Annotated in this window: 19 protein-coding genes and 1 CRISPR repeat array; of the genes, 11 read left to right on the top strand and 8 right to left on the bottom strand. The window is 47.4% G+C overall.

Features of this window, described 5'->3' with window-relative positions; all coding sequences use genetic code 11:
• From N186_RS02630 to N186_RS02615, 4 genes are read left to right on the top strand one after another with little or no spacing between them, the layout of a single operon-like run.
• On the top strand, nt 1-1,806 hold the full coding sequence (locus N186_RS02630; protein WP_052885502.1) for a V-type ATP synthase subunit A: 1,806 nt from the start codon (nt 1-3) through the stop codon (nt 1,804-1,806).
• The gene (locus tag N186_RS02625; RefSeq protein ID WP_020962228.1) at nt 1,806-3,221 is read left to right on the top strand and encodes a V-type ATP synthase subunit B; all 1,416 of its coding nucleotides are present in this window, start codon (nt 1,806-1,808) and stop codon (nt 3,219-3,221) included. Before N186_RS02630 ends, N186_RS02625 begins: the two co-directional genes overlap by 1 nt.
• A gap of 8 nt (nt 3,222-3,229) precedes the next feature.
• Nucleotides 3,230-3,832 (top strand): V-type ATP synthase subunit D, encoded by a 603-nt coding sequence (locus N186_RS02620; protein WP_020962227.1) that lies wholly within the window; start codon nt 3,230-3,232, stop codon nt 3,830-3,832.
• A complete protein-coding gene (locus N186_RS02615) occupies nt 3,832-4,716 on the top strand; it encodes a V-type ATPase subunit (protein WP_020962226.1) in 885 nt (294 codons plus the stop codon). The genes N186_RS02620 and N186_RS02615 overlap by 1 nt, the downstream gene beginning before the upstream one ends.
• Nucleotides 4,717-4,723: 7 nt before the next feature.
• Here N186_RS02615 and N186_RS02610 read toward each other — a convergent pair whose 3' ends face one another.
• The 3 genes from N186_RS02610 to N186_RS02600 all read right to left on the bottom strand — a co-directional run bounded on the left by N186_RS02610 (nt 4,724) and on the right by N186_RS02600 (nt 9,584).
• Complete coding sequence (locus tag N186_RS02610; RefSeq protein ID WP_020962225.1) at nt 4,724-5,080, bottom strand: ATP synthase subunit C; 357 nt, start codon at nt 5,078-5,080, stop codon at nt 4,724-4,726.
• A 62-nt stretch (nt 5,081-5,142) separates the two neighbouring features.
• The gene (locus N186_RS02605) at nt 5,143-7,980 is read right to left on the bottom strand and encodes a V-type ATPase 116kDa subunit family protein (protein WP_020962224.1); all 2,838 of its coding nucleotides are present in this window, start codon (nt 7,978-7,980) and stop codon (nt 5,143-5,145) included.
• Between the two features lie 107 nt (nt 7,981-8,087).
• Complete coding sequence (locus N186_RS02600; RefSeq protein ID WP_020962223.1) at nt 8,088-9,584, bottom strand: acetate--CoA ligase family protein; 1,497 nt, start codon at nt 9,582-9,584, stop codon at nt 8,088-8,090.
• 290 nt (nt 9,585-9,874) lie between these two features.
• On the opposite strand from N186_RS02600, the gene N186_RS02595 reads away from it, so the two are divergent.
• The gene (locus N186_RS02595; RefSeq protein WP_020962222.1) at nt 9,875-11,788 is read left to right on the top strand and encodes an anaerobic ribonucleoside triphosphate reductase; all 1,914 of its coding nucleotides are present in this window, start codon (nt 9,875-9,877) and stop codon (nt 11,786-11,788) included.
• Between the two features lie 8 nt (nt 11,789-11,796).
• Here N186_RS02595 and N186_RS02590 read toward each other — a convergent pair whose 3' ends face one another.
• From N186_RS02590 to N186_RS02580, 3 genes are read right to left on the bottom strand one after another with little or no spacing between them, the layout of a single operon-like run.
• On the bottom strand, nt 11,797-12,675 hold the full coding sequence (locus N186_RS02590; protein ID WP_020962221.1) for a metallophosphoesterase: 879 nt from the start codon (nt 12,673-12,675) through the stop codon (nt 11,797-11,799).
• A 9-nt stretch (nt 12,676-12,684) separates the two neighbouring features.
• On the bottom strand, nt 12,685-12,933 hold the full coding sequence (locus N186_RS02585; RefSeq protein WP_020962220.1) for a hypothetical protein: 249 nt from the start codon (nt 12,931-12,933) through the stop codon (nt 12,685-12,687).
• Between the two features lie 56 nt (nt 12,934-12,989).
• Nucleotides 12,990-13,682, bottom strand: coding sequence for a VTT domain-containing protein (locus N186_RS02580; RefSeq protein ID WP_020962219.1), 693 nt, complete (start codon nt 13,680-13,682; stop codon nt 12,990-12,992).
• Between the two features lie 105 nt (nt 13,683-13,787).
• Between N186_RS02580 and N186_RS02575 the strand changes: the two genes are divergently transcribed.
• Both N186_RS02575 and pyk read left to right on the top strand, forming a co-directional pair.
• On the top strand, nt 13,788-16,913 hold the full coding sequence (locus tag N186_RS02575) for a DEAD/DEAH box helicase (RefSeq protein WP_020962218.1): 3,126 nt from the start codon (nt 13,788-13,790) through the stop codon (nt 16,911-16,913).
• A gap of 30 nt (nt 16,914-16,943) precedes the next feature.
• Nucleotides 16,944-18,341 carry a pyruvate kinase gene (gene pyk, locus N186_RS02570; protein ID WP_020962217.1) on the top strand — a complete coding sequence of 466 codons (1,398 nt, stop codon included), beginning with the start codon at nt 16,944-16,946 and terminating at the stop codon, nt 18,339-18,341.
• Nucleotides 18,342-18,395: 54 nt separating this feature from the next.
• Here the strand turns inward: pyk and N186_RS02565 are convergent, their stop codons facing one another.
• Nucleotides 18,396-19,016, bottom strand: a complete 621-nt coding sequence (locus N186_RS02565) for an SAM-dependent methyltransferase (RefSeq protein ID WP_020962216.1) — start codon at nt 19,014-19,016, stop codon at nt 18,396-18,398.
• A 594-nt stretch (nt 19,017-19,610) separates the two neighbouring features.
• Nucleotides 19,611-20,482: direct repeats of the CRISPR family, unit length 25 nt; unit sequence GATGCAACTAAGAAAGAATTGAAAG.
• 66 nt (nt 20,483-20,548) lie between these two features.
• Entirely contained in the window at nt 20,549-20,851 is a 303-nt protein-coding gene (locus N186_RS02560; RefSeq protein ID WP_148681995.1) for a hypothetical protein, read from the bottom strand.
• A 132-nt stretch (nt 20,852-20,983) separates the two neighbouring features.
• Here N186_RS02560 and rpiA point away from each other — a divergent pair, with 132 nt between their 5' ends.
• The 4 genes from rpiA (at nt 20,984) to N186_RS02540 (ending at nt 25,664) form a co-directional block, all read left to right on the top strand.
• Entirely contained in the window at nt 20,984-21,694 is a 711-nt protein-coding gene (gene rpiA / locus N186_RS02555; RefSeq protein WP_020962214.1) for a ribose 5-phosphate isomerase A, read from the top strand.
• Between the two features lie 57 nt (nt 21,695-21,751).
• Nucleotides 21,752-22,519, top strand: coding sequence for a protein disulfide oxidoreductase (pdo, locus tag N186_RS02550; RefSeq protein WP_148681994.1), 768 nt, complete (start codon nt 21,752-21,754; stop codon nt 22,517-22,519).
• A gap of 119 nt (nt 22,520-22,638) precedes the next feature.
• Complete coding sequence (locus N186_RS02545; protein ID WP_020962212.1) at nt 22,639-25,065, top strand: valine--tRNA ligase; 2,427 nt, start codon at nt 22,639-22,641, stop codon at nt 25,063-25,065.
• Nucleotides 25,066-25,067: 2 nt separating this feature from the next.
• Nucleotides 25,068-25,664: an ASCH domain-containing protein gene (locus tag N186_RS02540; RefSeq protein WP_020962211.1), complete on the top strand. Its 597-nt coding sequence runs from the start codon at nt 25,068-25,070 to the stop codon at nt 25,662-25,664.
• Nucleotides 25,665-25,690 lie beyond the last annotated feature (26 nt).

Here is a 25,690-nt window from a genome sequence, read left to right as displayed (position 1 = left end):
ATGTCTAGCAATAGAAAGGGGTATATTGCCAGCATCTCGGGCCCCGTCGTAATAGCTAAGGGGATTCCCGACATAAAGATGGGAGAAGTCGTCTACGTAGGAAACGAGGAGCTCCTCGGAGAAGTAGTAAGAGTAATGCAGGACTCTTTCGCTGTACAGGTATACGAGGACACAAGCGGTGTCAAGCCAAAAGAGCCAGTAATAGCCACGGGTAAACTCCTTGTCGCAGAGCTTGGTCCAGGACTAATGGCACAAACATTTGACGGTATACAGAGGCCGCTTAAAAACATAGAGGAACTTGTAGGCCCATTTATAAAGAGGGGTGTCAAGGTTAATCCCTTACCCAGGAACAAGAAATGGCACTTTGTCCCTAAGGTAGAGAAAGGGACAAAGGTTTCAAGTGGAGACATAATAGGTGTCGTCCCAGAGACACCACTCGTCGAACACCGCATAATGGTGCCAATAGGCGTCAGCGGAACAGTGGTGGAAGTTGTCCCAGAAGGAGACTACACAGTCGAAGACCCCGTCCTCGTAATTGAAAACAACGGTAAAAGACAAGAACTAACAATGAAGCAAGAGTGGCCAGTCAGGCAGGCACGCCCCTACAAGGAAAGGCTTACCAGCGAGGTTCCCCTTTTGATTGGGCAAAGAATCATAGACACGTTTTTCCCAATAGCTAAAGGCGGAGCAGGAGCTATCCCCGGAGGATTCGGAACCGGTAAAACAGTAACACTGCACAAGGTCTCGATGTACAGCGATTCACAGATAGTTGTCTATATTGGTTGCGGCGAGCGTGGCAACGAGATTGCGGAAATGTTGAAGGAGTTTCCAGAGCTAACGGACCCCAAATCAGGTCGTCCAATTATCGAGAGGAGCATTGTCATCGCGAATACATCCAACATGCCTGTATCCGCAAGGGAGGCCTCAATCTATATGGGCGTAACTATTGCTGAATATTATAGGGACCAGGGCTACGACGTAACGCTGATAGCCGACTCAACCAGCAGATGGGCAGAGGCACTCAGAGAAATAGCCGGCAGGCTTGGAGAACTGCCTGTAGAAAGGGGATACCCAGCCTACCTTCCAGACAAAATAGCAGAGTTCTATGAGCGAGGAGGCCGCGTATTGGCGCTGGGGCAACCAGAAAGAAGCGGGTCAGTTACAGTCCTAGGCGCTGTTTCGCCTCCTGGAGGAGACTACAACGAGCCAGTAACAATACACACCCTGAGATTCGTAGGAACAATGTGGGCACTAGACACGGACCTGGCATACAGGCGCCACTTCCCAGCAATAAACTGGCTTAAAAGCTTCAGCCAGTACGCAGACATCGTTGAAAAGTGGTGGGTGAAGAACGTCTCTCCAGAATTTCCAAAGTACAGGAAGAAAGCCCTCAGGCTCTTAACCGTTGCAAGCGAGATAGAGGCAATAGCCTCCGTCGTGGGTGAAGGAGCACTGCCAGACGACCAGCGCCTAATACTCTTGACCTCCGAAATAATAAAGGAGGGATTCTTGAGGCAGACAGCCCTCAGCGGCGAAGACGTCTTCTGCAAACCAGAGAAACAGTACTGGCTCCTCAAGCTCATGATGGACTTCTTCGACAAGTCATATGAACTCATCAGGAGACGTGTATCAATCGAGGAAATATCCAAGTTGCCAGAAATATACGAGATGATGCGAGTAAAAGAAGACGAGAGAGGGCTCGCAGCCGTGAAGGAGCTGTATGACAGGGTCATGTCCAAGCTGGACGAGATAGCTAAAAGACACGGCGTAACGATAGGCGTTACAGCTAAAGAGGTGGTAGCCTGATGGCAGAAACAATGCTCCAGAAATTGATACAGCTGTATCCAGGAAGAATATACAGAGGAGTACGAGAGATCAGAGGCAACCTCCTTATCGTCGACGGCATCGAGGACGCCGCATACAACGAGGTTGTCAGGATCTTCGGTAAAGACGCCCGCGAGAGATTTGGCAGCGTACTCGAGACAAAAATAGGACAAGCGACCGTACAAGTTCTCGGCGACAGAGAAGGCCTCGACACAGACACCGTCCTCAAGTTTACGGGCTCAACATTCAAAATAAGGGTCTCAGAGGACGTAATCGGCAGAATATTCAACGGACGCTTCGAGCCACGCGACGGGTTGCCTCCAATAGTCACGGGCGAGCTCAGAGAAATCACTGGCGAGCCAATAAACCCTGTGTCAAGGGAATACCCCAAAGACTTTATCCAGACAGGTGTCTCAGCCATAGACGGGCTCTTCAGCTTGATCAGAGGACAAAAGCTTCCAATATTCAGCGTCTCAGGGCTACCCCACAACCTCCTAGCCGCACAGGTAGCCCGACAGGCAACAGTTAGAGGCGAAGGAGAACAGTTCGCAGTTGTATTCGCAGGTATAGGTCTAAGGAAAACAGAGGCAGAATTCTTCCTAGAGCAGTTCAGGGAAACAGGAGCAATAGAGAGACTAGTCGCAATATTAAACATGGCTGACGACCCAGCAGTAGAAAGGCTATGGACCCCCAGGATAGCCCTGACCGTCGCAGAATACCTAGCATTCGACCTAGACATGCATGTCCTAGTAATCATGACTGACATGACAAACTACTGTGAAGCCCTCCGCGAAGTAAGCTCCGCCAGAGGAGAAATCCCAGGACGTCTGGGTTACCCAGGATACCTATACAGCGACCTCGCCACGCTGTATGAAAGGGCAGGCGTGATAAAAGGCAAGAAAGGGACAGTCACTCTCTTCCCAATACTAACAATGCCAGGCGGCGACCTCAGGCACCCAATCCCCGACCTAACGGGATACATAACTGAGGGACAAATCTTCTTGGCACAAGAAATGTATGCACAAGGAATCTACCCGCCAATCAATGTTCTGCCAAGCCTGAGCAGGATAATGAAGTCAGGAATAGGACCCGGAAAGACACGTGAAGACCACCGCTACCTCGCCGACCAGCTCTACGACGCCTACTCAAGGGGCGTGAAGGCAAGAGACCTAGCCAGGATTATAGGCGAGGTTGGACTAAGCGAGAGAAACAGGCGCTTCCTAAAGTTTGCAGAAGAATTCGAAAACAAGTTTGTCAACCAGGGCTTCTACGAGAACAGGACAATCGAGGAAACACTCGACATTGGATGGCAAGTCCTCTCAATACTCCCAGAAGAAGAACTAGTAAGGATTCCGCAAAAAATTATCGAAAAATATCATCCAAAGTACAGGAGCTAGGGAAGACTATGGCCCTACAAGAATTAGCCTTTCTCCCGGCCTCGAGGGGCACACTACAGTATCTACGAAGAAAGCTTGAGCTCGTAAAGAGGGGTAAAGACGTCCTGCAGATGAGGCGCGACCAGCTCGCCAAAGAAGTTCTAGCAATTATGGACGAGTTGAGGAAGCGGCCGGAGGCAGAGAAACAATTCATAGAGGCTGCAAGGTACGCCGCCATAATGCGTATGGCCAGGGGCGAACACGAGTTTAGATCAATGTCATCACTGGTAAGGCCGCCTAAACTCACACACATAATAGTCAGCTACCAAGGCATACCAGTCCCCCAGATAAGGATAACAGAGGAGCCCGACTGGACGAGGCTAGCAGATCCCGATTACCGGAGAGTTATCGAGAACCTGTGGAACGCCGTCAAGACAATGATCGATGTAGCTAACAAGGAGGTAGCAGTAGAGAAGATAAGCGACCAGCTACTCTACATAAACAGAGTCGTGAACAGCCTCGAGAAAAACGTCATCCCACAGCTCGAGTCAGCACTAAGAAGGGTCGAAGAAAAAGTAGTAGACGAGGAGCTAGAAGACTTCGTACGTGTAAAAATCCTAGGTGGCAAGTAATGGAAAACTATATTGCTGTAAGGGCCCACGGCTTAAAATCCAGGCTCCTAACCAGGAACGATTACGAACAAATAGTAAATGGAGACAAAGATGTAGGCGCCTTCAAAGACTACTCGTTGATTGGCGAGAAGGATACACTAGAAGAAAAACTAGAAAAAATATACCGGGTATACGTTTCACGCATAAGCCTCCTGGCAAAAGCGTCACAAGAATATTCGCCATTCATCTATGCGCTCTTAGACAGGCTTGAAATTGAAAACATAAAGATACAGCTAAGACACATACTCGGCTACGCAAGGCCAGTCATATACTACCCCTACGGGAGGCACATTGGCCCAGCAAAGATATCAAACCTAAAAACAGAGTCCTCTATATGGGAGGTACTCAGAGAAAGCTACCTGCTGACAACCAATGTCCCCAACTTTACTACGGGCTTGGTAGCAGAGAGAGAAGCATTTCTCGACTTCCAGTACTATGCCTACCTCATGAAACAGCTAGATGCTGTAAGAATAGATAAGGAGGAGAAAAGCGAGCTAAAAGAAGCCATAAAAAGCGAGGCAAGTCTACACCTAGCTTACTGGATAAGAGTTCTAAAGCCACAAACAGTGGAAAACTTAGCTAAATACTCAGGCCTAGACGCTAAACCAGCAGAAATAACATTAAAAGAGGAATCAACAACTGACCTCTTAAAGACTATACATGAAACAATAATGAGAAAAATAATAACTAGAATAGAGACTAGACATTTCACAACCATTCCATTCGTCTATGCATACAACTTTTACGCCAAGCTAGAAGCCCAGAACCTCGAAAAAATACTGCTGGGCAAAACAATTGGCCTGCCGGGAGAAATAATAATTCGAAATTTGATCTTTCTCGAGTAATCTTCTTTTATATCTTTCCAAGTATCAGTATTCCTAGTAGCAGTCCATAGACCGCGATACCTTCTGCTAGACCGCCCATGATCAGCAGCCACGTGGACAGCTCGGGTTTTTCTGCAGCTGCTGCGAAGCCTGCTGTAGCTACGCCTTTTAGTGCTATACCCGAAGCAAAGGTTGAGCCAACAACAGCGATTGCTCCAGCCAATAGGGCTATTGCGTCTGGAAGCTCTAGCCTTTTAGTTGTCTCTTGTACTTGGAGATTTACGGTGCCTATTTTCGAGGTTGCATGGGCAAGGACGCTTAGCCCTAGCACCATGATGACTATGTTGGCCATCAGTAACAGGTATGCTATTTTCTTGTGCTTCATACAAAAAAAGATATCTTGAAAAAGAGTATAAAAATGTTATTGAATATTATTCTTTTAACTACTTATGCTTTTGTCTTCTCTATGCTTGATATCGGAGTAGCAACGGGCTCGAACTTTATCCCTGTGCCCTTGAAGAACTTTGTGGAGAATTCGTAGTATGTAAGTCTCATAGCCTGTATGCCGACGGCCAGCCCCTCTATTCCTAGTACTAAAAAGTTTGCCACAAGGTAGCTAGCTATGGGCCCAGTAAAGCCGGCCATGTTTTCTGCGAGTATCCCGAAGGCCTCGTGTGCCATTGCAAATGCGGCTAGCCGTATATATGACAACGAGTTAGCTGGGAATGCAATAATCATTTCTATGACTTCGCTGATTGCGTGCATAAATTTCTCTTTTTCTCCACGGTGCAAGGCCTCGAACATGCCGTAGCCCACTACGCTGAGCAAAGCTATAACTAGAACCGAGATGAACGGGGCTAATTCGGACGATGACAGGATGGCTAGATTGAAGCCAGAGGTGGCCAGCCTATACGCGATTACTACTCCTGAACCGTAGAAGGCGAGCCCAGCGCCGCCCATGCCACTGAACAAGGCTCCAAGCCTGTCTCCATATATCCACAGGTTTACCATGTTCAGTATGAATGCCAGTATTAGCTGTGCAACTCCGAACCATAGAGCTACAGCTATTATGCCGTAAACGTCATGTATAGGCGCAATAATGGGTTTGCCGAGCGGCACCAAGAAAAACATGGTTCCGTATATGTAGCCGAAAATCATGCTCGCAAGTCCTGCTAGCAGTGAGAGAACCCCTAGTGTGGCTGCTCCCTCCCTTGTTATTCCCAACAGCCTGTATTTCGTTTTCCACATGAATGCTCCGAACAGCGAGAGTACTAGTCCGTGTCCAATATCGCCGAACATCATTCCATACATGACTATGAATAGCCCTGTAAAGATGAGTGTTGGGTCTAACTCCCAGTAGGCTGGTGTACCCCTCATCGACGTAAGCGTGTACAAGTATTTCTTCAAGCCTTTTCTTTCGACATAGGTAGGAGCAGTGGCTGTCCTCGGGATTTCGAAGTACTTAAAGTACAAGAGTCTCGGCACCTTGCTTTTTAGTGTTTGTTCTAGCAGTGGGACATATTTTACTGGGACATACCCCTCTATGACCGTGATTCTCCTGCTTCTGAAGACCCTGATCTCACTCAAGAGTGGCTGTGCCCTAAACATTGTTTCAACGACGGATTTGTATGAAAGTAGCTCGACAAGCTTGCTCGAGACATCTACGAGGGATTTTTCAATGTTTCTGAGTCTCTCCGTAACGTTTTCACATGGAACCTCTTTTACAAACTCTATTTCCTCGCGCACATGGCTTATCTCCTCGGAAGTCTCATCTGCGAGCCCTGTTAGAGACTTTAGATATGAATATATGTCTCCCTCTGGTAGCCCCCTCTGTGGAACACCACTTTTAAGCTGGGATATGTAGCTGTAGGCTTTTTTCAGCTCCTCATTGTTAAGTATTGAGAGGATCCTTTCAGGCTTTGTACCTGTTTTAAAGATGCTCCTTGAGACTATAGTTGTCAAAAGACTGTTTTTTACAGTTTCTAGGCTTCTAGCAAGCTGTTCCTGAGTATTGTTAAAAGCTTGGCTGTCTCTAGTTACAACAATTACTTGTGCCCTCAGTCTGTCCTTCAAATAATTGACTAAAGCTGACGAGGTTTCCTCCGGGACTGAGAAGATGTAGATACGCATGTCTTCGTCAGCAAACTTGTTTATAGTCTTGTACCCATAACTCACAATGTATTCTGGGCGCTCTACTTCTTCTAGTCTTTGTCCTCCTGATGCCACAATGTAAACGCTTTTCTCGGCTAATTCTTCTAATTTTAGTGTCCCCAAGGCTTTATACAGGCTTTGTAGAGAGAGAAGCCTTGTATATTCGTTTTCGATTTCGTCTAGTTCCTCCTGGGAAAAGATATGAGCCAGCACTCTCCTGAACTGTTGACGTGTAACCTTTTCGTTATTGAGTATGTTTCTTAAAAGCTCACATACTGGTTTTTTAAGGCCGATTTCTTCGAAAACAGTGATTCTCTTTCTACAGATCCCGTGCACGATGTTAAAAGCCATGAGTTCAGTGAAGAGTCTCTCTAGTTCTTGGATGTTCTTTTCAGCGTTTTCTATTGCCTTCAAGGTGTTAGAGATAATTTCTATCCTAGTGGCTCTTTCAAATTCAAAGGCGTCTCTTAGGACACCAGCAATCTCTACGAGCGTCTCTATTATCTCTTTTTTGATCCTGGTTTTTTCTTCCTCGGCCCTTCTCTTTGCCGTTTCTAGGGGCTCAAAGAACCACTGCGGTAACTGTATGCCTAAAGAGTATTTTTTCTTTACTGCATCTACCTCTTGGCTCTTGTTGACGCTGTAAATCATGATGACTATGTGGTGCTCGGGTGAGACTCTTGCACGTCTAACAATTATCCCAGCATTTACAAGTTCACTTATGGCATCGTGCACGTTCTCATCTCTAACCAGCATAAAGCCCGTTATGACGCCGAGACGCTGTTTGCCGAAGCTGTCAGGCGAAACCCCTATTCCACCAAGCTTATCCAAAATTTTCTCTATAAACTCTACTTGTCTCAATTCCTTTACCTTGTCCTCTAGCTTAAGCAGGAACGGGTCTTCTGGGCGGAGAACCTTCCTTGCAACCTCTAAGGCCTCGTCAACATTCAGGTTAGCATAGTTCACTCTGCCTTCTAGGACATCTACAAGAAGCTCTGGTAGAGCACTCTTCAAAGACCCAAGCTCGCTTTCCAAGTGGACACTGCCAACACTTATAATTGCATTTAGCAATGCTACTTCTTGCTCAGCTGGAGCCGCTGCCCTAAACCTTGCAACTTTTTCTGGTAGCGACAATTTTCCTCATATAACAGTTGGCTAAACCAATATAAATTTTTCAATATTTACTATTAACAAATACCTCATTATATATATATAAAAAGATATACATAAAGAGAAGAACCTTAATCTCTAGCCCTTAGCCTTAGGATCCCCTCAACGTATCTATCAAGCACCCCCTTGCGAGAAAGGTACTCACCGTACCTAATCAGACCTGCAAGGGACTTTACAGCTCTCTCGGGAGTAGGATACGCTGGTATACCATTTATGTCGAATTCCCTTCTTTCCAGTATGGCTGTCTCGCTCCACCCAGTGTCTACAGCGACGACAGGTTTATCGTAGTTCTTGGCAATGCCTGCGATTTCACGTGCGAGGGCTACTGGGTCAGGGATGCCGGGCACCTGGTGCAGAGCCAAAATAACGACAGCGTCGACCTCGTCTGATTCGAGAAGTATCCTGGTGGACTCTACAAACATTTCACTGGTAGCAGAGCCTGTTAAGTCAACTGGGTTTGACAGCTGTGAATATTTGGGTAGAAAACCTTTATCCTTCAGCTCTTCCAGCTTTTCCCGAGCCTCGCCCTTGAGCTCGGGAACCCTCAAGCCAAGCATCTCGGCCATGTCCGTAGCCATGACCCCTGCGCCGCCCCCATCGGTGATTATTCCAATCCTGTTTCCCCTGGCGGGAGGCTGCTTGACAAATGCCTTTGCCAAGTCAAACAGTTCCTCGATGTCGTTTGCCCTTATAACGCCAGCCCTCCTGAACGCCGCATCATAGATTTCGTCTACGCCAGCGATAGCCGCTGTGTGTGAAGCGGCTGCGCGTTTTCCTGCCGCTGTTCGGCCAGCCTTCAGGGCTATTACCGGTTTTTCCTTTGTGACCTCGCTAACTATATCTATAAATTTCCTGCCCTCCTTTATGTTTTCAACATACAGCAGTATAACTCTTGTCCGTGGATCGTTCTTCAAAAACTCGATCAGCTCGACCTCGTCGACATCGGCCTTGTTGCCAACACTGATGAAGTGTGAAAGCCCTATACCCTCTCCAGACATGTAGTCAAGGGCCGCTGTGCCTACAGCGCCGCTCTGCGAAATTAATGCTACGTAACCTTTCTCGGGTCTTGGTGCACTCAAAACTTCTCTACCGTCACCAAGAACCTTGGTGTACGGCAGAAATATAGTGTCAACACCGCTCCACGCAGAGAACACTCCGACACAGTTTGGACCCATAATTCTGATTCCAAACTTTTTGGCTTTATCAACAACTCTCCTCTCTAATTCTACGTTGCCAATCTCACTAAAGCCGGCAGTGATCACTATTGCGGCCCTCACGCCCTTCTTTCCTAGGTCCTCCATCGCGCTCTCTACGAGGTTAGCTGGAACCACGATAACTGCAAGATCAACGTTGTCAGGTATCGCGGAGACGCTGGGATAGATTTTTTCTCCTAAAATATAGTCTGCCTTAGGGTTCACCCCGTAAACCCTTGCCTTTAAGAGGCCCCTCTTCCTGTTTTCAAGCAGAATCTTAAAGATGACGTGGCCGGGCTTTTCTTCTTCCCGGGAAGCCCCAATAACAGCAATGCTCTCGGGGTTAAAAAACTTCTCAAGATTCGGGTCAGTCATACTTACCGATTGTATGTATAGGAATGAAGATATTTTTATTATTAATGTTAAGACCTACTATGGGAGAAACTACAAAAGATGAACACTTAGCCTTTAATTGATCTACTACAAGCAACGAAAAACTATCTAGATTTTTCGATATACTTGATAGAGAAATTTTGTAAAAAGTCATAAAATAAATTTAGTCTTAGCATTTTTACTATGATATTCATTTTCGATTATGAGTTCTTCCTGCATATATTTCCAGACAGTGAAAAACTTGTCTGCACATACACATCTACGTGATCACTATGGTTGAAACTGTTGCCCAGAAAAAGGTTCCAGAAATTGTTGAGTTTGAGAGATCGTATCTTTCGGATTTAGATTGGGAGAAAAATGAAAACGCTAATCATAATGTTAGTTACAGTAATTTTAGGAATTATCTCTTCGAGAAAATGGTTAAACGCAGAGAAGTACTTGCAGAGTACCTGCCTGCAGGAGCCGTCGAGCAACACTTTAGGGGGGATCTGCACATACACAAGCTTCCAGACGCGCTCTGGATACCCTACTGTGCCGGATGGAGCTACAAGAAGGTTCTACAGATGGGTCTTAAGACTCCCACGATTGTTTCTTCTCCAGCTAAGCACCTCGACACAGCCGTTGCCCATCTAACGAACTTCTTCTTTATGGGTGCCCAGGAGTGGACAGGCGCGCAGGCAGTCAGCGCCTTCGACCTATTCATTGCTCCATTCATAGCTAAAGACGCCTTGTCGCCAGAGAGGGTAAAGCAGATACTCCAGGGAATGCTTTTCGAGCTTAACTATCCGGCTAGAGCCGGCTATCAAAGCCCATTCACCAATATAACGATAGTGATGGATACTAGCAAAGACATGCTTGAAGGAGAGGCGATAATTGGGGGACAAAAGAAGGGAACCCTTGGAGACTACGTGGAAGAGGCACTAATAGCCGACAGGATGTTATTCGAGCTTTATAGGGACGGGGACGCAATTGGGCAACCCTTCACCTTCCCCATTCCAACAGTGATGCTTACCAAGAATTTCGACTGGAACGGCAGGAGATGGGGAGATTTCACAGATGTATTCTTCGAGACGTTGTCTAGGAAGGGCTCCGCATACCTGCTCAACGGCTATGCAAGCAACGTTGAAGCTCTCTACGCGATGTGTTGCCGCCTCACAATCGACGTAAGCCACGTAATGAATGGGGCGTCCAACGGGCTCAAGCTCAAGCTTGACCATGCAGACGAAGAGGACGCGTTTGAAAAATTCATGAAGTCCAAAGAGAACTCCAGAGCCTACGGTATATGGGCGTTGCCAGACGCCACCGGGAGCATAGGCGTTGTTACGCTTAACTTGCCAAGGCTAGCGATACTTAGCAGGGGAGAGTGGCCTAGATTCGAGGAACTGTTGGACTCTCTGCTGGAAAATGCCAGGAGCGTGCTAAACACCCTTAGAAAGAGATATGAGAAATCTCTTAAGGCTGGATTGATGCCTCTTACAAAGACCTACCTCGGGCACTTTAAACACCACTTCAACACTATCGGCGTGATTGGTTTACCTGAAGCCTCTGCAAACTTCATGAGAAACCCCAAGCTGTGGTTCGAGGGCTCTACAAGCGACATGAAGGAGGCAATAGACATCGAGAAAAAGATGGTGTCGCTCATAAGGGAGAGGGCACAAGAGCTTGAACAGAAAGACGGCGTCCTATACAACGTTGAAGAGATACCAGGCGAGAGCACAGGCTACAAACTCGCCTCGGCAGACGTGAAGCTCTTCAAGGAAGAGCTGCAAAACGGCGACATACTCATACCCACGGATGGCACCGCGTACTTCTACAGCAACAGCGTCGTGCCATACTATGCTGATGTCCCCATATACCAGAGAGCAATATGGGAAGGCGAGGTTCAGCAAGAATTTACGGGAGGAGTAATGATGCACCTATTCCTACACGAGCAGCCAGACCCCAAGGCACTTAGAAACCTCATATACAGGATAGCCACAAACACGAAGGTAGTCTACTTCAGCATAACCCCAACAATAACCGTCTGCAGAAAATGTGGAAAAAGCGTGACGGGATACATAGACACCTGTCCACACTGCGGCAGCAACGAGGTAGACCACTGGAGCAGGATAGTCGGATACTATAGGCCAGTCAGAAACTGGAACATAGGAAAGAAGGCAGAGTTCAAACTACGCGTAACATACTAGACGCAAAACTAGAGCGTTACAATTTCTCTCTTATTACCATCCAGTAGCAATGCCGCAGGCGAAATACCGTAAAACCTGCAACTAAAAACTGAGGCCAGCCTCCCATCAAACAAATACTTGACACCATTTTCTACCGGCTCATGAGCCCTTATAAGCAAATCTAGGCTGTTTCTAGACATAAACTCTTCAAAAATTCTTTTGCCGAAGAGATAGATGCCTGGACCCCTAGGGCTATCGGCATAGTCCTCAATGTACTCGTCCGGGTCATTCCAGAGCATCTGGAGAACTATATCGTTCCCTTCAATCTCATGGTCTTTTAGACCCTTGGGAATTCCGCGAATTTCTTCGATAGATATAGGTCGAATAGGTATTCCCCCGTGTACGGCAAGTATTCTTTTGTTCAACAAAAATGCTAGACTAAGGTTCGAGAACAATTCTTCAAACACGTCGTACAAACCTGGCCCATATATACGAGTCACGGCTCTAAGGAAACCATACGCCTCATTCATCACCCTTGTTTCGTGGTTGCCCCTGAGAAGATAGACCCACCCTGGATACATGTTTTTTACTTCTAACAGAAAGAGAATATTTCCCAACTGGTAGGGCCCCCTGTCAACGTAGTCCCCCAAGAATACAACTTTGTCTACCGATAATTCAACCGCCTTCAGCAACGCGTTTTTTGTACTTTCAATGTCCCCATGAGTATCTCCCACAAAGAGCACCTTGCCCGTCTCTGCATCTATGACTATAGTTTCCCGAGATAGCGTCTTTTTTGACTCCTCGAGAAGCTCTTCTACTTGGCGTTTTTCAATGGAAAAATCCTTGTCGGGAAAATAGTATTTCTTTGCAGTCTCTTCAATTTGTTCTATTCCCGGACGGTTCTCCATAGCTTTATCTTAGAGTGGGTTGCCTCTACAATAAACTTTTCCCTTGACTCTGCGGACAAAGTTCTTGCAGTTATAGCATTGTAGGAACGGCACCTGTGTGCCTAGAACAGGGCAGTTTACAGCCTCTTTCTTCATTTCTGCAATCATTTTTCTGGAAAGCTTGGCCTGCTTTAGGTCTTCTAGAAGCTTTGCGTCAATCTTCAGAGGCTTTTCGAGCTTGATTATCTCGATTTCATACTTATAGTCTTTTTCGGCCACGAAGAAACCAGGAGTTTTCCAGCTTAATATCCTTTTTTATTTGAGGGTTGAGATTATTAGGACTTAGAATTTCCCGTGTCTTCTCTTGCTCGATTAGTTCTTCTGAGATACCTTGAGAAGCCGTTCCTCCTAAGTTCCATGAGGAATCTCTGCAGTCCCTTTTCTCCTAGGTCTGTTAGAAGTAGTTCCCAGTCAACGATAACTAGCAATATCATTACAAATAAAAAGAGAAGTATGGATGTTATGATCTCATATAGGAGGCTTTCTTTTGTCAAAAATGCAACAGTTTTACCTAAATATGCAGTAGCAATGCTGATCATTATTTTTCCGATTGTAACTGCGACGAAGAACCTTAGGGGGTCATACTTCATGAGGCCAAGCGGGATAATAATTACGTCGTCGGGAGAAGGTGTAACTGCGAAGAGAAAGACCATTAGGGCGCCATAGTTTCCTAGTAGCTTGCCGATTCGCTCATATCTCTTCTGTGACTCCTCGCTTAAAACTACATGTGCACCTTCCCTGCTAGCCAGGTAGACAAGAAGCTTGCCTACCCCACCACCGAGGCCGCTCACGATACCAACCAAGATTGGGTTGGAGCCAGGAATAAAGGTCGCATAGAGATATACCACGAAAAGGTAGGGAATTGGCATAAACGGCAGGAGGTTACCAAGAAGAGAAATGACAAAAATCCCTGGGTAGCCTCCTACCCAATTAGCAACATCAAACAGCCATTTGATGAATGGATGCATATTACTCTAAGGTTGAAGACCTACTCTCCTTATAAAGTTATATACGAAATGAAAAACAGCAAAAGGGTAAAATAATGCCTAGAAATATCGCAACGCTAGGAAGACATGCTTAATTCGGAGACATTATTAGACAAGCTGTCCTACTACTACACTACAGGCGAGGAGCCGGAGTCAGAGCCGGAAACGCTTGAAACAACGTTCTCAGAGCTATTTGGCATAAGCGGGGCTGAAGGACTACTTGGGAAACTTTTGACGAGAAAAATATACGTGCATCAGTTAAGGGCACTCCAGGCTCTGACCGAGGGAAAAAACATTATACTGAGGGCTGGAACTGGCAGTGGGAAGACGGAGGCATGGTTCATATATGCGTGGAAACACCGCAAAAAGACCCTGGCAATTTACCCCACGCTGGCCCTTGCTTCTGACCAGTTGAAGAGGATAGAGGACTACTCACGTAGCCTTGGCATAAAGACTGCAAGGATAGACTCTGTTTCGAAAGAGCAGTTGCTAAGAGACGGAAAGAAGATTTCTACGCTGAGAGGAGAACTAAAAGAGGCAGACATCGTTGTGACTAATCCAGCCTTCATGCTAATGGAGATAAAGAGAATAGCTACAAAACCCTCCAGCTCAATCCTGTATGCCTTCCTTAACAATCTAGACCTAATCGTTATAGACGAGGTAGACTTCTATAGCCCAAGAGAAATCGCCCTACTCTATTCTATGCTAAAGATTCTCTCTGAAATCAGGCAACAGCTACAGGTAGCTGTGCTGACCGCCGGGATCTCGAACCCCGAGGAGCTATGCGCCATGCTGACAGAGACAACTTCACGTGAATGCGTGGTTATAGAAGGTAAGCCCTTCAAGAGGAGGAACAAGTACATACTGGTTCTCGGGAAAAACTTGGAAGAACTATGGAAGTTTGCACAGGAACACGCATATCTGCTCGAAGAGGCCGGAGTCGGTGAAGACATAAAGCGTTCACTAAAAGACTTCGACCTTTTCAAGAAAAACTTGTACAAAATAGTGGAGGTCTTCAGGGCGCTTGGAGTAGATGTCCCATCGCCTTTTATAGACCCCGTGGAAATTGTCTCCTCATATCTGGAGGACGACGTCGTTACTGTTGTTTTTACACGTAGTATTGAGTCTGCAGAAGACCTCTACAGGAAGCTGAGGAGCCGGCTCGGCGAGAAAAACCTTGAACTCGTGGCTACACATCACCACCTTGTTTCGAAAAGGCAAAGAGAGGAAATAGAGGAAAAAGCCAGAAAGGGAGAAATAAGGATCATTATTTCTCCGAAGACCCTTGCCCAGGGAATAGACATTGGAACCATAGCCAGGATAATACATCTTGGGCTTCCAGAAGATGTAAGGGAGTTTTACCAAAAGGAGGGAAGAAAAGGTAGAAGGCTTGAACAAGAGTTTACCGAGTCTATAATAATACCTATCTCTAGGTGGGACCGCGAACTACTCTCGCGTGGCGTAGACGCCTTCTTTAGCTGGGTGAAGTCTCCACTAGAAATCACGCTGATAAACAAGGACAACAAGTATGCATACTTGTTCTATTACCTATTCAAGGTAAAGGCGAGACAAAAGCTGTCAAGAAGCGAAGCAGAGTTCCTGCAGAGTCTAGGGCTTCTCGAGGGGAACAGGCTCACCAAAAGAGGGGAACAGGCATGGTACTATATCAACTTTTACGAATATGCCCCACCGTTCGGCGTGAAAAGAGTCTTCAAGATAGATTCGTCAGAGAAATACCTAGAAGACGTCTCGTTCTCTGACCTCGTGGAAAAGTTCCAAGTTGGATGCTTCGACTACACTAGTGATGGCATCGTTGCAAATATTCAGATCGGCGGTAGCAAGGGGAGAGTAGTCAGGAAAATAGAAGTGTATCCATTGAGCGAGCAGCTCCTCTACAGCCACGATGCCCTAGCCTACACCATCGAGGAATACAAAAAAACAAAGATACAGTGGGGCGAGCAACCAAGCCTCTACAGAGACTTCTATAGGGGGCTGCTACGCTCAGAAGCCGTCAGCAACGTGATACCGCCAACTACTGGCTTCGGGATGTACATTAAGCTCCCCTACAAGGTTCTCTGGATAACGGAGAGCGAGAGGGGCCAAGTGTACGACCTTTCCGGAAAAACGCTCATCCTGCATAGACGCAAGGTAATAGAGGTTCCAGGATTCGTGGCCGGCAGGTACAGTGATTTCACGTACGGAGAACTATACGAGCTCGATTCTCGGGAAGACACCAACAAGATAAGGCTCGGGCTGGCCACGCTTTCAGTCTTTCTGCGCGAAAAATACAATCTTCCCCTGTGGACATTCTCATATTCCCTCTCATCTTTTGGGGGCAGGAAAACCCTTGTACTGTGGGAAGAAGAATGTGCAGGCTACATCGAGAAGCTAGACTGGGCAAAAATCTACAATGAAATAGACGGCTTCGCCCCCTCTGATCTCAGCGAGATATACCTTCTGCAGAGGGACGAGGAGGCACACGTTGAATGGGTCTCGCTGTCTGGGAGCTGGGACATTGCGAAAATGTTTGCGAAGAGGGTCCTGGAATATATACTTGCAAAGAACAAGATAAGACTTCAGTTTGGCGGAAAAGAGTTCTTCGTGCCGAAGCCTGGCAGGCACCTCAAAGTATTATCAATGGAAACCCTCCAGATCCCCCTAACAGAGACGGGAGAAGTCCTCAGAACCTATATCTGCATCTACGACGGGGAAGAAGCCAAGGTATCCTCGTTCGACAAGTACTACTACAAGTCAAGCGGCCCCGTAGACACAGTAAACAACACGCTCATGAATCTTGTCAATAGTGGCTTTAAGATCCTGGTCTATGACCTTGACAGGGTAAGAAGCGAGCTCCACAATTCTGGCCTAACATACCAGGCAGCCCTCCTAAGCGGACTCATCCAGCTCAAACTAGTCATAGACCTCAAGCAGAAAGCCGAAGAAAAATTTGGCTCGCCTGCCACCCTCCTGACCATTAGGCAGTTCCTTGGAAGCGACGCATACAGGGCAATAGGGGTAACACAGCCCATTAGGCTAGAAGACCTAGAACTCAAGATAACAAACCTCCAGCTGAAGGTAAAAAACTCCAGGAAAATTTATCCAGACATGGTAAGCGAAACCTACGACGAATTCTTCAAAAAATTTGTCGAAGAGAACGCGAGGATAATTTATCTCCTGTGGCTTCTATTAGGCCAAAAAGAGGAACAAACATAGCTTTATATTAAATCCAGGCAAACAAAACCCATGCAAAGAACTAAGATCGTGGCAACGCTTGGACCCGCATCTTGGAGCGAGGAAACAATAAAACGCTTAATCTTGGAAGGGGTAAGAATATTCAGGCTAAATTTCTCCCATGCAGACTATGAAAAATACAAGGAAATAGTAGATACTCTCAGAAAGTTCGAGACCCAGACACGTCCAATAACGATACTGGGAGACCTGCAGGGACCAGTAATACGTCTAGGAAACTTCAACAGCTTCAGGGTTAACCCAGGAGACGACGTAGTCTTTGTAAACGCGAAAGAGACAGCCGAGAGCAAAAAAGTCCCAGTCCCCTATGCCCCGTTCTTTGAAATAGCTAAGGAGGGAGACGAGGTACTAGTCGAAGGAGGCGCACTCACGTTTAGAGTCACAAAGGTCGGCGCCGGCGAAGCCGTCTGCCAAGCGGTGGTAGAAGGCGAAGTCAAGCCCAGGAAGACTGTAACAATTAGGGGCAAGGATGTCCCGCTACCCACGATCACAGAGAAGGATATGAAGGACATAGAGTTCGCAGTTAAAACAGGCTTCGATGTTATTGCTCTCAGCTTTGTAAGAAAGCCTCAAGACATACAGCAACTACGAGACACTCTCTTCGACCTGGGCGCAGAAGACGTCAAGATAATGGCAAAGATAGAGACGAAAAGCGCAGTGGAGTCCCTTGAAAGCATACTCCAGCTGAGCGACGCAGTCCTCGTTGCGCGAGGCGACCTAGCAAACTACTATGAGCTAGAAGAAATCTACAGGCTACAGAACTTCATAATAAGAGAGGCTAGAAGACAGGGAAAACCAAGCGTAGTTGCCACCCAGCTCCTAGAATCAATGATCAACAACCCCATTCCCACCAGGAGCGAGGTCGTAGACGTCATAACAGCGGTCCGAATGGGGGCCGACGCCCTCATGCTTGCAGGAGAAACAGCCGCGGGCAAATACCCAGTAGAATCAGTTGTCTGGCTCAAGAAAATAATCACAGAGGCAGAGAAACTCCCCCCAGAACCCCTAGAGATAACGTCAGACAAGGCCGACCTATACGAGTCGATAGCGGAAGGAGTAGTTCTCCTCTCAAAAATAATCAACGCAAAGATCATAGCGTTCTCCGAAAAGGGAAACACCGCGAGACGGCTCTCAAAGTTCAGGCCACAGAAACCAGTAATACTCATTACAAACGACCTCAAAACAGCACGCTACACAAACCTCATGAGCGGGGCAACCCCACTCTACTATCCAGAGATACAAAAAACCGACCCAGAAATCTTCCAGAAAATGCTCGCAAAAGCCCTCGAAAACAGCCTAGTCAACGTGGGAGAACTAGTAGTCTTCACGTCTGGCAGGAGACGCGGCTCAACCGACCTCGTATCTGTAGAAAGAGTCAAGACAAGCGAGTAAACGCACCGTTGAACAAGAACCAAGAGGGCTTGGCGCCGGCACGGCAACATGTCTCTAGCATATGGCCGGGGGCCTGCCCTGGGATAAAAACTGGTACTCGTCCTCCTCTAGCTCCTCTAGAATGTATCTTTTCTCTTCCTCAGAAATAAACGGGGCACCGTTCCTCAATGGGTAGCGATACGGCAAAAACACCTCGAAACCTTCACCCGTCAAAGTCAGCCCGTCAACAAAGGGGACCTCCTCCAACCTCTTCCCCCTCGCAACCTCGCTAGCCACATATACTGCGCCGTCAATCGTATACTGCCCAGCCCCAATATTTCTCGCCTCGCCCACGGAAAGCCTGCTAGTCAGCTCTCTATGGGTTCTCCCAGAAGGTGGATGCGAACCCATAATACCACCAACAACGACTAGAACCCGGCCCGAGAAGTCCCCCGGCGAGAGCGCTTTTTCTGCACGTGGATCAAGCACCAACACCCTGTCAAACCGCTGCAAGTCCCCGCTCTCCGCTATGCTCCCCTGAGACACATAGCCGAAAAGACCCGCAAGAATGGAGACCTCGCATTCCCTCCTAACGTTATAAATGTGAACACAGTCCCCGGGAAGCACCTCTAACACATGCTTTAACTCGTGGAACATCCACTTGCTTATAAACGGCTCAAGCACCTCTATAGCCACAATATACTGGCACCCACCCACAAAAACGAAACAACAATGCCGCTTTAAAGAATTTCTAGCTCAGCGGGGTTCGACACATCACCTATACAGACCTTACAAGGATCATCATTGCATTGTTAGATACGTAGAGACCTATTTAAAACGAGCGCCCCCAAAACAACAGTCCACAGCCACAGCCTCCCAGGATCCACCACTCAAAAACGAAAACACACGGCCATCCTAAATCAAAACCCAGATAGCCCGAAACCTCCGACAGGAAACATTCAAGTGATTAGTCAGACCCAAACAGGAAAACTCACCCCTCCAGTTCTCCAAGTATACAAAAGCCTTCTTATAAACCAAAATAGATTTTTGTCAATATCTTCCTTAAAGCCAAACTAAAAGTTATTTATGAAGTTTCTCGTTGGGAAGGTTATTTTAAATTTAGGTTTACGGGAAAAATTCCCGACCTAAAACGGGGTGTTTCGGGAAGTTTCTCGATAAGGAAGTTTCAGAAGCTTCCAATGTGTAATTTTGAGTGCTAGGGCAGTTTTACAGACTTCTTGATAAAATCAAACGTTAAACATATAAACCCCTCCTGGGTAAAAAATTTCGGATGCAACTAAGAAAGAATTGAAAGTGAATATGACAGCGTGTCCCTGACGCATCAAGAGTTGAGATGCAACTAAGAAAGAATTGAAAGTATGCAATAGGACTTTTAATGAGTTCTCAGATTTCTCTGATGCAACTAAGAAAGAATTGAAAGTGGAAGAAATAGTAATCAAATCTTTTAGCCAGGTAGAGATGCAACTAAGAAAGAATTGAAAGAACTATATTAGGCTTAAGAGTGCAATCCTAGACCTCGAGGATGCAACTAAGAAAGAATTGAAAGTCTAAAAGAGTTTTTCGTTCCTCGAAGTCCCCAACCTCCAGATGCAACTAAGAAAGAATTGAAAGGCTTTTTTGAGGATGTTGAGCGCGGCATTGATATCTGAATGAGATGCAACTAAGAAAGAATTGAAAGCCTCAATATCGGTCACGGTTAGTATCAGGCACGCGGAAGCCCTGATGCAACTAAGAAAGAATTGAAAGTTATCGCTTTGTAGAGGTAAACAAGTCTCTTTTCAGTGATGCAACTAAGAAAGAATTGAAAGTTGCCAATGCAATCTTTTCTCCACCCACGACGCCGAACTCGCCTTTGATGCAACTAAGAAAGAATTGAAAGGCTGATGTGATGCCCAGCTTTGGAATAAACTCTGACGGGATGCAACTAAGAAAGAATTGAAAGTGTTTATTGCCCCCTCCGTGTAGCCCGCTTTTTTCAGCCTCGATGCAACTAAGAAAGAATTGAAAGACATCGCGTAAGACCCTCATTCTCTTTAAGGCCTCCCACTTTGGGATGCAACTAAGAAAGAATTGAAAGAGAATGGAACCACCGCAGCTTCCAAAGCCGCCGCCCCTAGATGCAACTAAGAAAGAATTGAAAGACGAAGTATCAAAGTTGTTTTTGTTTTCCCGGGGAAAAGGAAAGCGGGCGAGTGGAGCGAGAATGACTAGACTTCCTCCATTTCTGTTATAAAGTATTTTCCATCCATGGTGGGTAGCCGTAGCGCCAGCCAAGCCTTGATCTCTAGGCCTACCTGTTTGTCAACGATGAGTTCGACTCTTTTGCCTCCTAGAGCGTTCTCTGTAACCTTTGCTTCTACGTTGTAGTCTATTAGCCTCTTGCGTAGCTCTTTCCTGTAAAGAGTGTATGGAAAATTAAAGTACATCTTGTCGCCTGTCTCGAGGATAAGTATCTCCTCGTCCATCAAAGGCCAATCTCCAACGGTTTCCACGGAGGCTTTCACCAACACTTTTTTCGCCTACATCGCATAAAAGACCAACATTTAAGATAAAGAGCAAAAATAAGTGAACAAAATAAATACTCAAAGTTTCCCGGGGGCCAAAACTATAATAATGCACGCATATTTATCCCCGTGCCTCAAATGGAGCAAAAGAAACAACACGACCAATTAACACAAGAAAAAACCTCCGCCGCGCTCGCAGCCCTACAACTCGTGAAAGACGGAATGGTTCTCGGGCTGGGCAGCGGGTCAACAGTCAAAATCTTCATGAAGCTTCTCGCCGAGAAGGTCAAAAGAGAAGGCCTCAAAGTCTACATTGTCTCGTCATCATACGATACAAGCATCCTAGCCGCCACGCTGGGCCTAATAGAAGTCTCACTGAACAGCTTTACGCCGGACCTAAGCATAGACGGCGCAGACACTGTTTTCCCAGACAAGTCCCTCATCAAGGGAGGGGGAGGGTGCCTCCTAAGAGAAAAGCTTGTCAACTACTATGCACGGGAATACGTAATCATTGTTGACCACACAAAGCTACGGGCAAAGCTTGACGGGCCCCTAACTGTTCCAATAGAGGTCCACCCAATGTCATACAGCCAAGTGGTGAAGGCTCTCCGGGAAACCTTTAACGCCGAGTCTTCGCTACGAGTTTTCTCGGAGAAAAAGCTTGGCCCCGCTATCACTGATAACGGCGGTTTCCTGCTAGACGCGACACTCAAGTGGAGCGGTGATATGAGGATACTAGAGGAAAAACTCAAGTCCCTGCCGGGAGTTCTAGAGACAGGCATATTTGCCATCAAGAAGCCTTCAAAGATATTTGTTGGACAAGGCGAAAGCTATACAGTCATTGAATAGTCACTCTGTATACACAAAAAATTTAAATAGGCCATTCTAAGAAGCGTGGGCTACACTATGCCAGTAGAATATGATGAGGAACTAGTAGAAGAATTAAAGAAGACTTTTGCAGGGCTAGAGTCACCCGTAAAGATACACTGGTTCCTAGACCCAGATGCCGAATGCGTCTACTGTGAAGACACACAGCAGATCCTCGACCTGGTTCAGCAGACGTCAAACAACAAGGTGACAGTAATCAAGCATGTAAAGTCCGACCCAGAAACAAGGAAGTACAACATCGACATGTTCCCAGCGCTTCTAATCCACGGCGTCGACGAGTGGAACATACGCTACTTTGGGATACCCGCCGGCTACGAGTTCGGGGCATTCATAGAGGACATTGTAGACGCCTCTACTGGGCGAGTCAACGTATCGCCAGAGATAAAGGAAGCGTTGCTCAAATACGTCACAAGGCCCACACGCATAATGATATTCGTAACGCCCACGTGTCCATACTGCCCACTAGCCGTCAGGGCGGCGCACAGGTTCGCAATGGTGAACAAAAATATCTATGGAGACATGATAGAGGCCCTAGAGTTCTCGGATCTAGCCGACAAGTACGGGGTCTACGCGGTGCCCAAAAACGTTATACAAATAGATGGAGAAGACAAGCTTGAATTTGAAGGCGCCGCTCCAGACCCCTACTTTGTTGCACAGATTCTCCAAGCCTATGGTGTCGAGCTTCCACAAAAGCTACAGGAGCAACTGGCAGGTCTAGGCTCAGAAGAAATAGAAGAAACTGTCGAAGACGTACACGAGCATCACCATCACCACCATCACCATTAGAACCGTAGACATACATCTACCTCTCATATAATTTTTCTATTTATATTGGGAGCATCACCACACGCTAAGCTTAAATTATCAGCAAGTCCCTATTTTTTCAGCATCCTTGGTGCATACACATGGCTGAATTCAAGCTACCAAAGGTATACGACTTCAAACTTGTCGAAGAAAAATGGCAGAAAACATGGGAAGAAAAAGGCCTATACCGGTTCAGACGCGAAGACAGGACTAGGCCAACATTCTCGATTGACACGCCGCCACCCTATCCAAGCGGAGACCTCCACGTGGGCAATGCCCTCAACTTTTCATACATCGACTTCGTTGCTAGATACAAGAGGATGAGGGACTACAATGTCTTCTTCCCGCAGGGGTGGGACTGCCACGGGCTTCCCACAGAGGTCAGGGTTGAACGTGCAATCGGCAAGAGGCGTAGCGAGGTAGACCCCCTGGAGTTTCTCAGGCTGTGCAAGGAATACACGCTCAAGTGGATAGGCGACATGCGTGCCGCCCTTAAAAGGCTTGGGCTGAGCATAGACTGGACAACCGAGTACATGACGATGAATCCTGACTACTGGCGTAGGACACAGCTAAGCTTCGTAGAGATGTACAAGAAGGGGCTGATTTACCGCGGGGAGCACCCTGTCATCTGGTGCCCAAGATGCGAAACGGCCATCGCCGAGGCAGAAGTAGAATACGTGGAGAAATCTCGTCCCCTATACTACATAAAGTTCAAGGTCGCCGAGACGGGCGAGGACGTCGTAATAGCCACGACTAGGCCCGAGCTTCTAGCTTCCTGTGTAGCTGTAGCAGTAAACCCGACTGACGAGAGGTATAGGAGCCTCCAAGGCAAACATGCAGTCGTCCCCATCTATGAACGTAAGGTTCCCATAATCTTCGACGAAGACGTAGACAAGACATTCGGTACAGGCGCCGTGATGATCTGTACCTACGGCGACAAGACAGACGTAAAATGGCAGAAGAAACACAACCTGCCCTTGATAATCTCTATCACTGACAACGGCAGAATGAACGGGAACACTGGCCCCCTGCAGGGACTGCCAATTGAGGAAGCGAGGAAAAAAATAGCAGAGATACTAAGAGAAAAGGGTTTACTTGTCAAAACTGAAAACATACAGTCCACTGTTGGCACTTGTTGGCGTTGCCATACGCCCGTCGAGATACTTCCAAAGAAACAGTGGTTCGTGAAGTCTACGGCTCTTAACGAGAAGGTTCTCGAAGAAGCAAAGAGGATAAACTGGGTTCCACCCTACATGTACAAGAGGCTCGAGAACTGGGTTCTCAACCTAGACTGGGACTGGGTAATCTCCAGGCAGAGGCTGTTCGCTACGCCAATACCCGTCTACTACTGCAAGGACTGCGGAGCAGAGCTCGTCGTGCCACCAGAGAAGCTCCCACACGACCCACGCTTCGACAGTCCACCCTTCGAGAAGTGTCCAAAGTGTGGGTCTAAAAACATTGTCCCAGAAAGAGACGTCATGGATACCTGGATGGACTCAAGCATAACTGCCGCCGTCCACGCTGGCTGGCCAGACAACTTTGACGAGAGGCTTTTCCCCGCAGACCTCCAGCCAAACGGCTACGACATAATTAGAACCTGGGACTACTATTTACTGCTCAGGGGTATAGCCCTCTTCGGCAAGCCCCAGTTCAAGACCGCACTGATCAACGGCATGGTCCGCGGCACAGACGGCAGGATGATGCACAAGAGCTACGGAAACTATGTAGCTGTCACAGAGGTCCTCGAAAAGTACGGCGCAGACAGTTTCAGGCTCTGGGTCGCGATGGCGGCCTCCACTGGACAGGACGTGAGGTTCTCGTGGGAGGGCGTAGACTATGCGCACAGGTTCCTCGTGAAGATATGGAACGCTGCCCGGCTCGCGAGCTCATTTATAGAGGAGGTTCCACCGCCAAGCATGGAGGAGCTATCACATGTAGACCACTGGATACTTCGAGAGCTGTCCGAGACTATAAGGCAGGTCACGTCTTCGCTTGAGAACTACCAGTTCCAGGAGGCTTCACAGAGGCTGGTAGACTTTGCCTGGCACAAGCTCTGTGACCACTACTTAGAGATCATAAAGTATAGGCTGTCTCAGGGCGACCGTGTAGCAAAATACGTGTTGAGGCTAGTGTTGCTGAGGACTATACAGATGCTCTCGGTTTTTGCCCCACATGTCTCAGAGGAGATTTACCAGGAAGTTCTCAAGGGCTCCGAAAACTGGGAAAGCATAACTACCTCGCCCTGGCCAGAGCAGGTAGAATACGACGCGGAAAAGGCGAAGACAGGAGAAATCGTTGTAGCCATAATTGCGGAGGGGAGACGGGCAAAACACGACGCAAAGATACCGCTGAGCAAAGAAATCTCCAAGCTCACCATCTATACTACTATGCACCTCGAGGAGCTGAGGAAGGCTACCGGGGACATCGCGGGTACCCTCAGGGCACAAAAAGTAGAAGTGACAAGCAGTGGTAGAGGAGACAGGGCTGTTCCAGAATACCCAGAAATAACTATCTCCCTACAGCCGTAGACATGCGTGAAAAACATCTCCTCTTTTCCAGGAACTACCTAGACAAGCTTGTTTCAGGCGAGAAGCGGGCAACTATACGTGTACGCTGTCCCAACCTGAAGCCAGGCGACAAGGCACTTGTGCACTGCGGCGGGAGGGTTATAGGGGAAGTCGAGATAGTGGCCGTCTACAAGAAAAAGTTGCGCGACATCACTGTCGACGAGGCGTTGCTTGACGGCTTCACGAGTCTGCAGGAGCTACGCATACAGCTCAAGAAGCATTATCCAAGGGTAAACGAGGACACGCGCCTATGCATCATCGTTTTTAAATGGATCCATGTCTACAAGGACGCAGTCCGAGACGCGGACATTTCTTGGCCGTACGGCGTGTCTTTCCAAGAAGTTGCAGTAAAGGCCCTGCAGTCCCTGGAGCTCGACGACTACGAGAAAAACGTCCTAGAACTCGTCGCGAAGACGGGCTCTATACGTCGGGCCGCGTATGCTCTGGGAGGGCTTGACCAGCGCTTCATAGTCAGGGACGTGTTGAGGCGGGCCGCGCGCTTGCTAGAGGAGAAGGGGTTGCTCCAGAAGATTAACGCTAACAACGAGGGCAAAAGTTAAAATAATAATTCAGCAACGTGGTATAT

The organism is Thermofilum adornatum (genome assembly GCF_000446015.1).
Taxonomy (GTDB): domain Archaea; phylum Thermoproteota; class Thermoprotei; order Thermofilales; family Thermofilaceae; genus Thermofilum; species Thermofilum adornatum.
Note: the sequence above shows the minus strand (reverse complement) of the source record. Positions and strands in the feature narration are given on the sequence as shown.

Excerpts from the sequence above, each read along its gene's own strand:
- N186_RS02630 (WP_052885502.1), top strand. The coding sequence starts at position 1 with ATGTCTAGCAATAGAAAGGGGTATATTGCCAGCATCTCGGGCCCCGTC.
- N186_RS02625 (WP_020962228.1), top strand. The coding sequence starts at position 1,806 with ATGGCAGAAACAATGCTCCAGAAATTGATACAGCTGTATCCAGGAAGA.
- N186_RS02620 (WP_020962227.1), top strand. The coding sequence starts at position 3,230 with ATGGCCCTACAAGAATTAGCCTTTCTCCCGGCCTCGAGGGGCACACTA.
- N186_RS02615 (WP_020962226.1), top strand. The coding sequence starts at position 3,832 with ATGGAAAACTATATTGCTGTAAGGGCCCACGGCTTAAAATCCAGGCTC.
- N186_RS02610 (WP_020962225.1), bottom strand. The coding sequence starts at position 5,080 with ATGAAGCACAAGAAAATAGCATACCTGTTACTGATGGCCAACATAGTC.
- N186_RS02600 (WP_020962223.1), bottom strand. The coding sequence starts at position 9,584 with ATGACTGACCCGAATCTTGAGAAGTTTTTTAACCCCGAGAGCATTGCT.
- N186_RS02595 (WP_020962222.1), top strand. The coding sequence starts at position 9,875 with ATGGTTGAAACTGTTGCCCAGAAAAAGGTTCCAGAAATTGTTGAGTTT.
- N186_RS02590 (WP_020962221.1), bottom strand. The coding sequence starts at position 12,675 with ATGGAGAACCGTCCGGGAATAGAACAAATTGAAGAGACTGCAAAGAAA.
- N186_RS02580 (WP_020962219.1), bottom strand. The coding sequence starts at position 13,682 with ATGCATCCATTCATCAAATGGCTGTTTGATGTTGCTAATTGGGTAGGA.
- N186_RS02575 (WP_020962218.1), top strand. The coding sequence starts at position 13,788 with ATGCTTAATTCGGAGACATTATTAGACAAGCTGTCCTACTACTACACT.
- pyk (WP_020962217.1), top strand. The coding sequence starts at position 16,944 with ATGCAAAGAACTAAGATCGTGGCAACGCTTGGACCCGCATCTTGGAGC.
- rpiA (WP_020962214.1), top strand. The coding sequence starts at position 20,984 with ATGGAGCAAAAGAAACAACACGACCAATTAACACAAGAAAAAACCTCC.
- pdo (WP_148681994.1), top strand. The coding sequence starts at position 21,752 with ATGCCAGTAGAATATGATGAGGAACTAGTAGAAGAATTAAAGAAGACT.
- N186_RS02545 (WP_020962212.1), top strand. The coding sequence starts at position 22,639 with ATGGCTGAATTCAAGCTACCAAAGGTATACGACTTCAAACTTGTCGAA.
- N186_RS02540 (WP_020962211.1), top strand. The coding sequence starts at position 25,068 with ATGCGTGAAAAACATCTCCTCTTTTCCAGGAACTACCTAGACAAGCTT.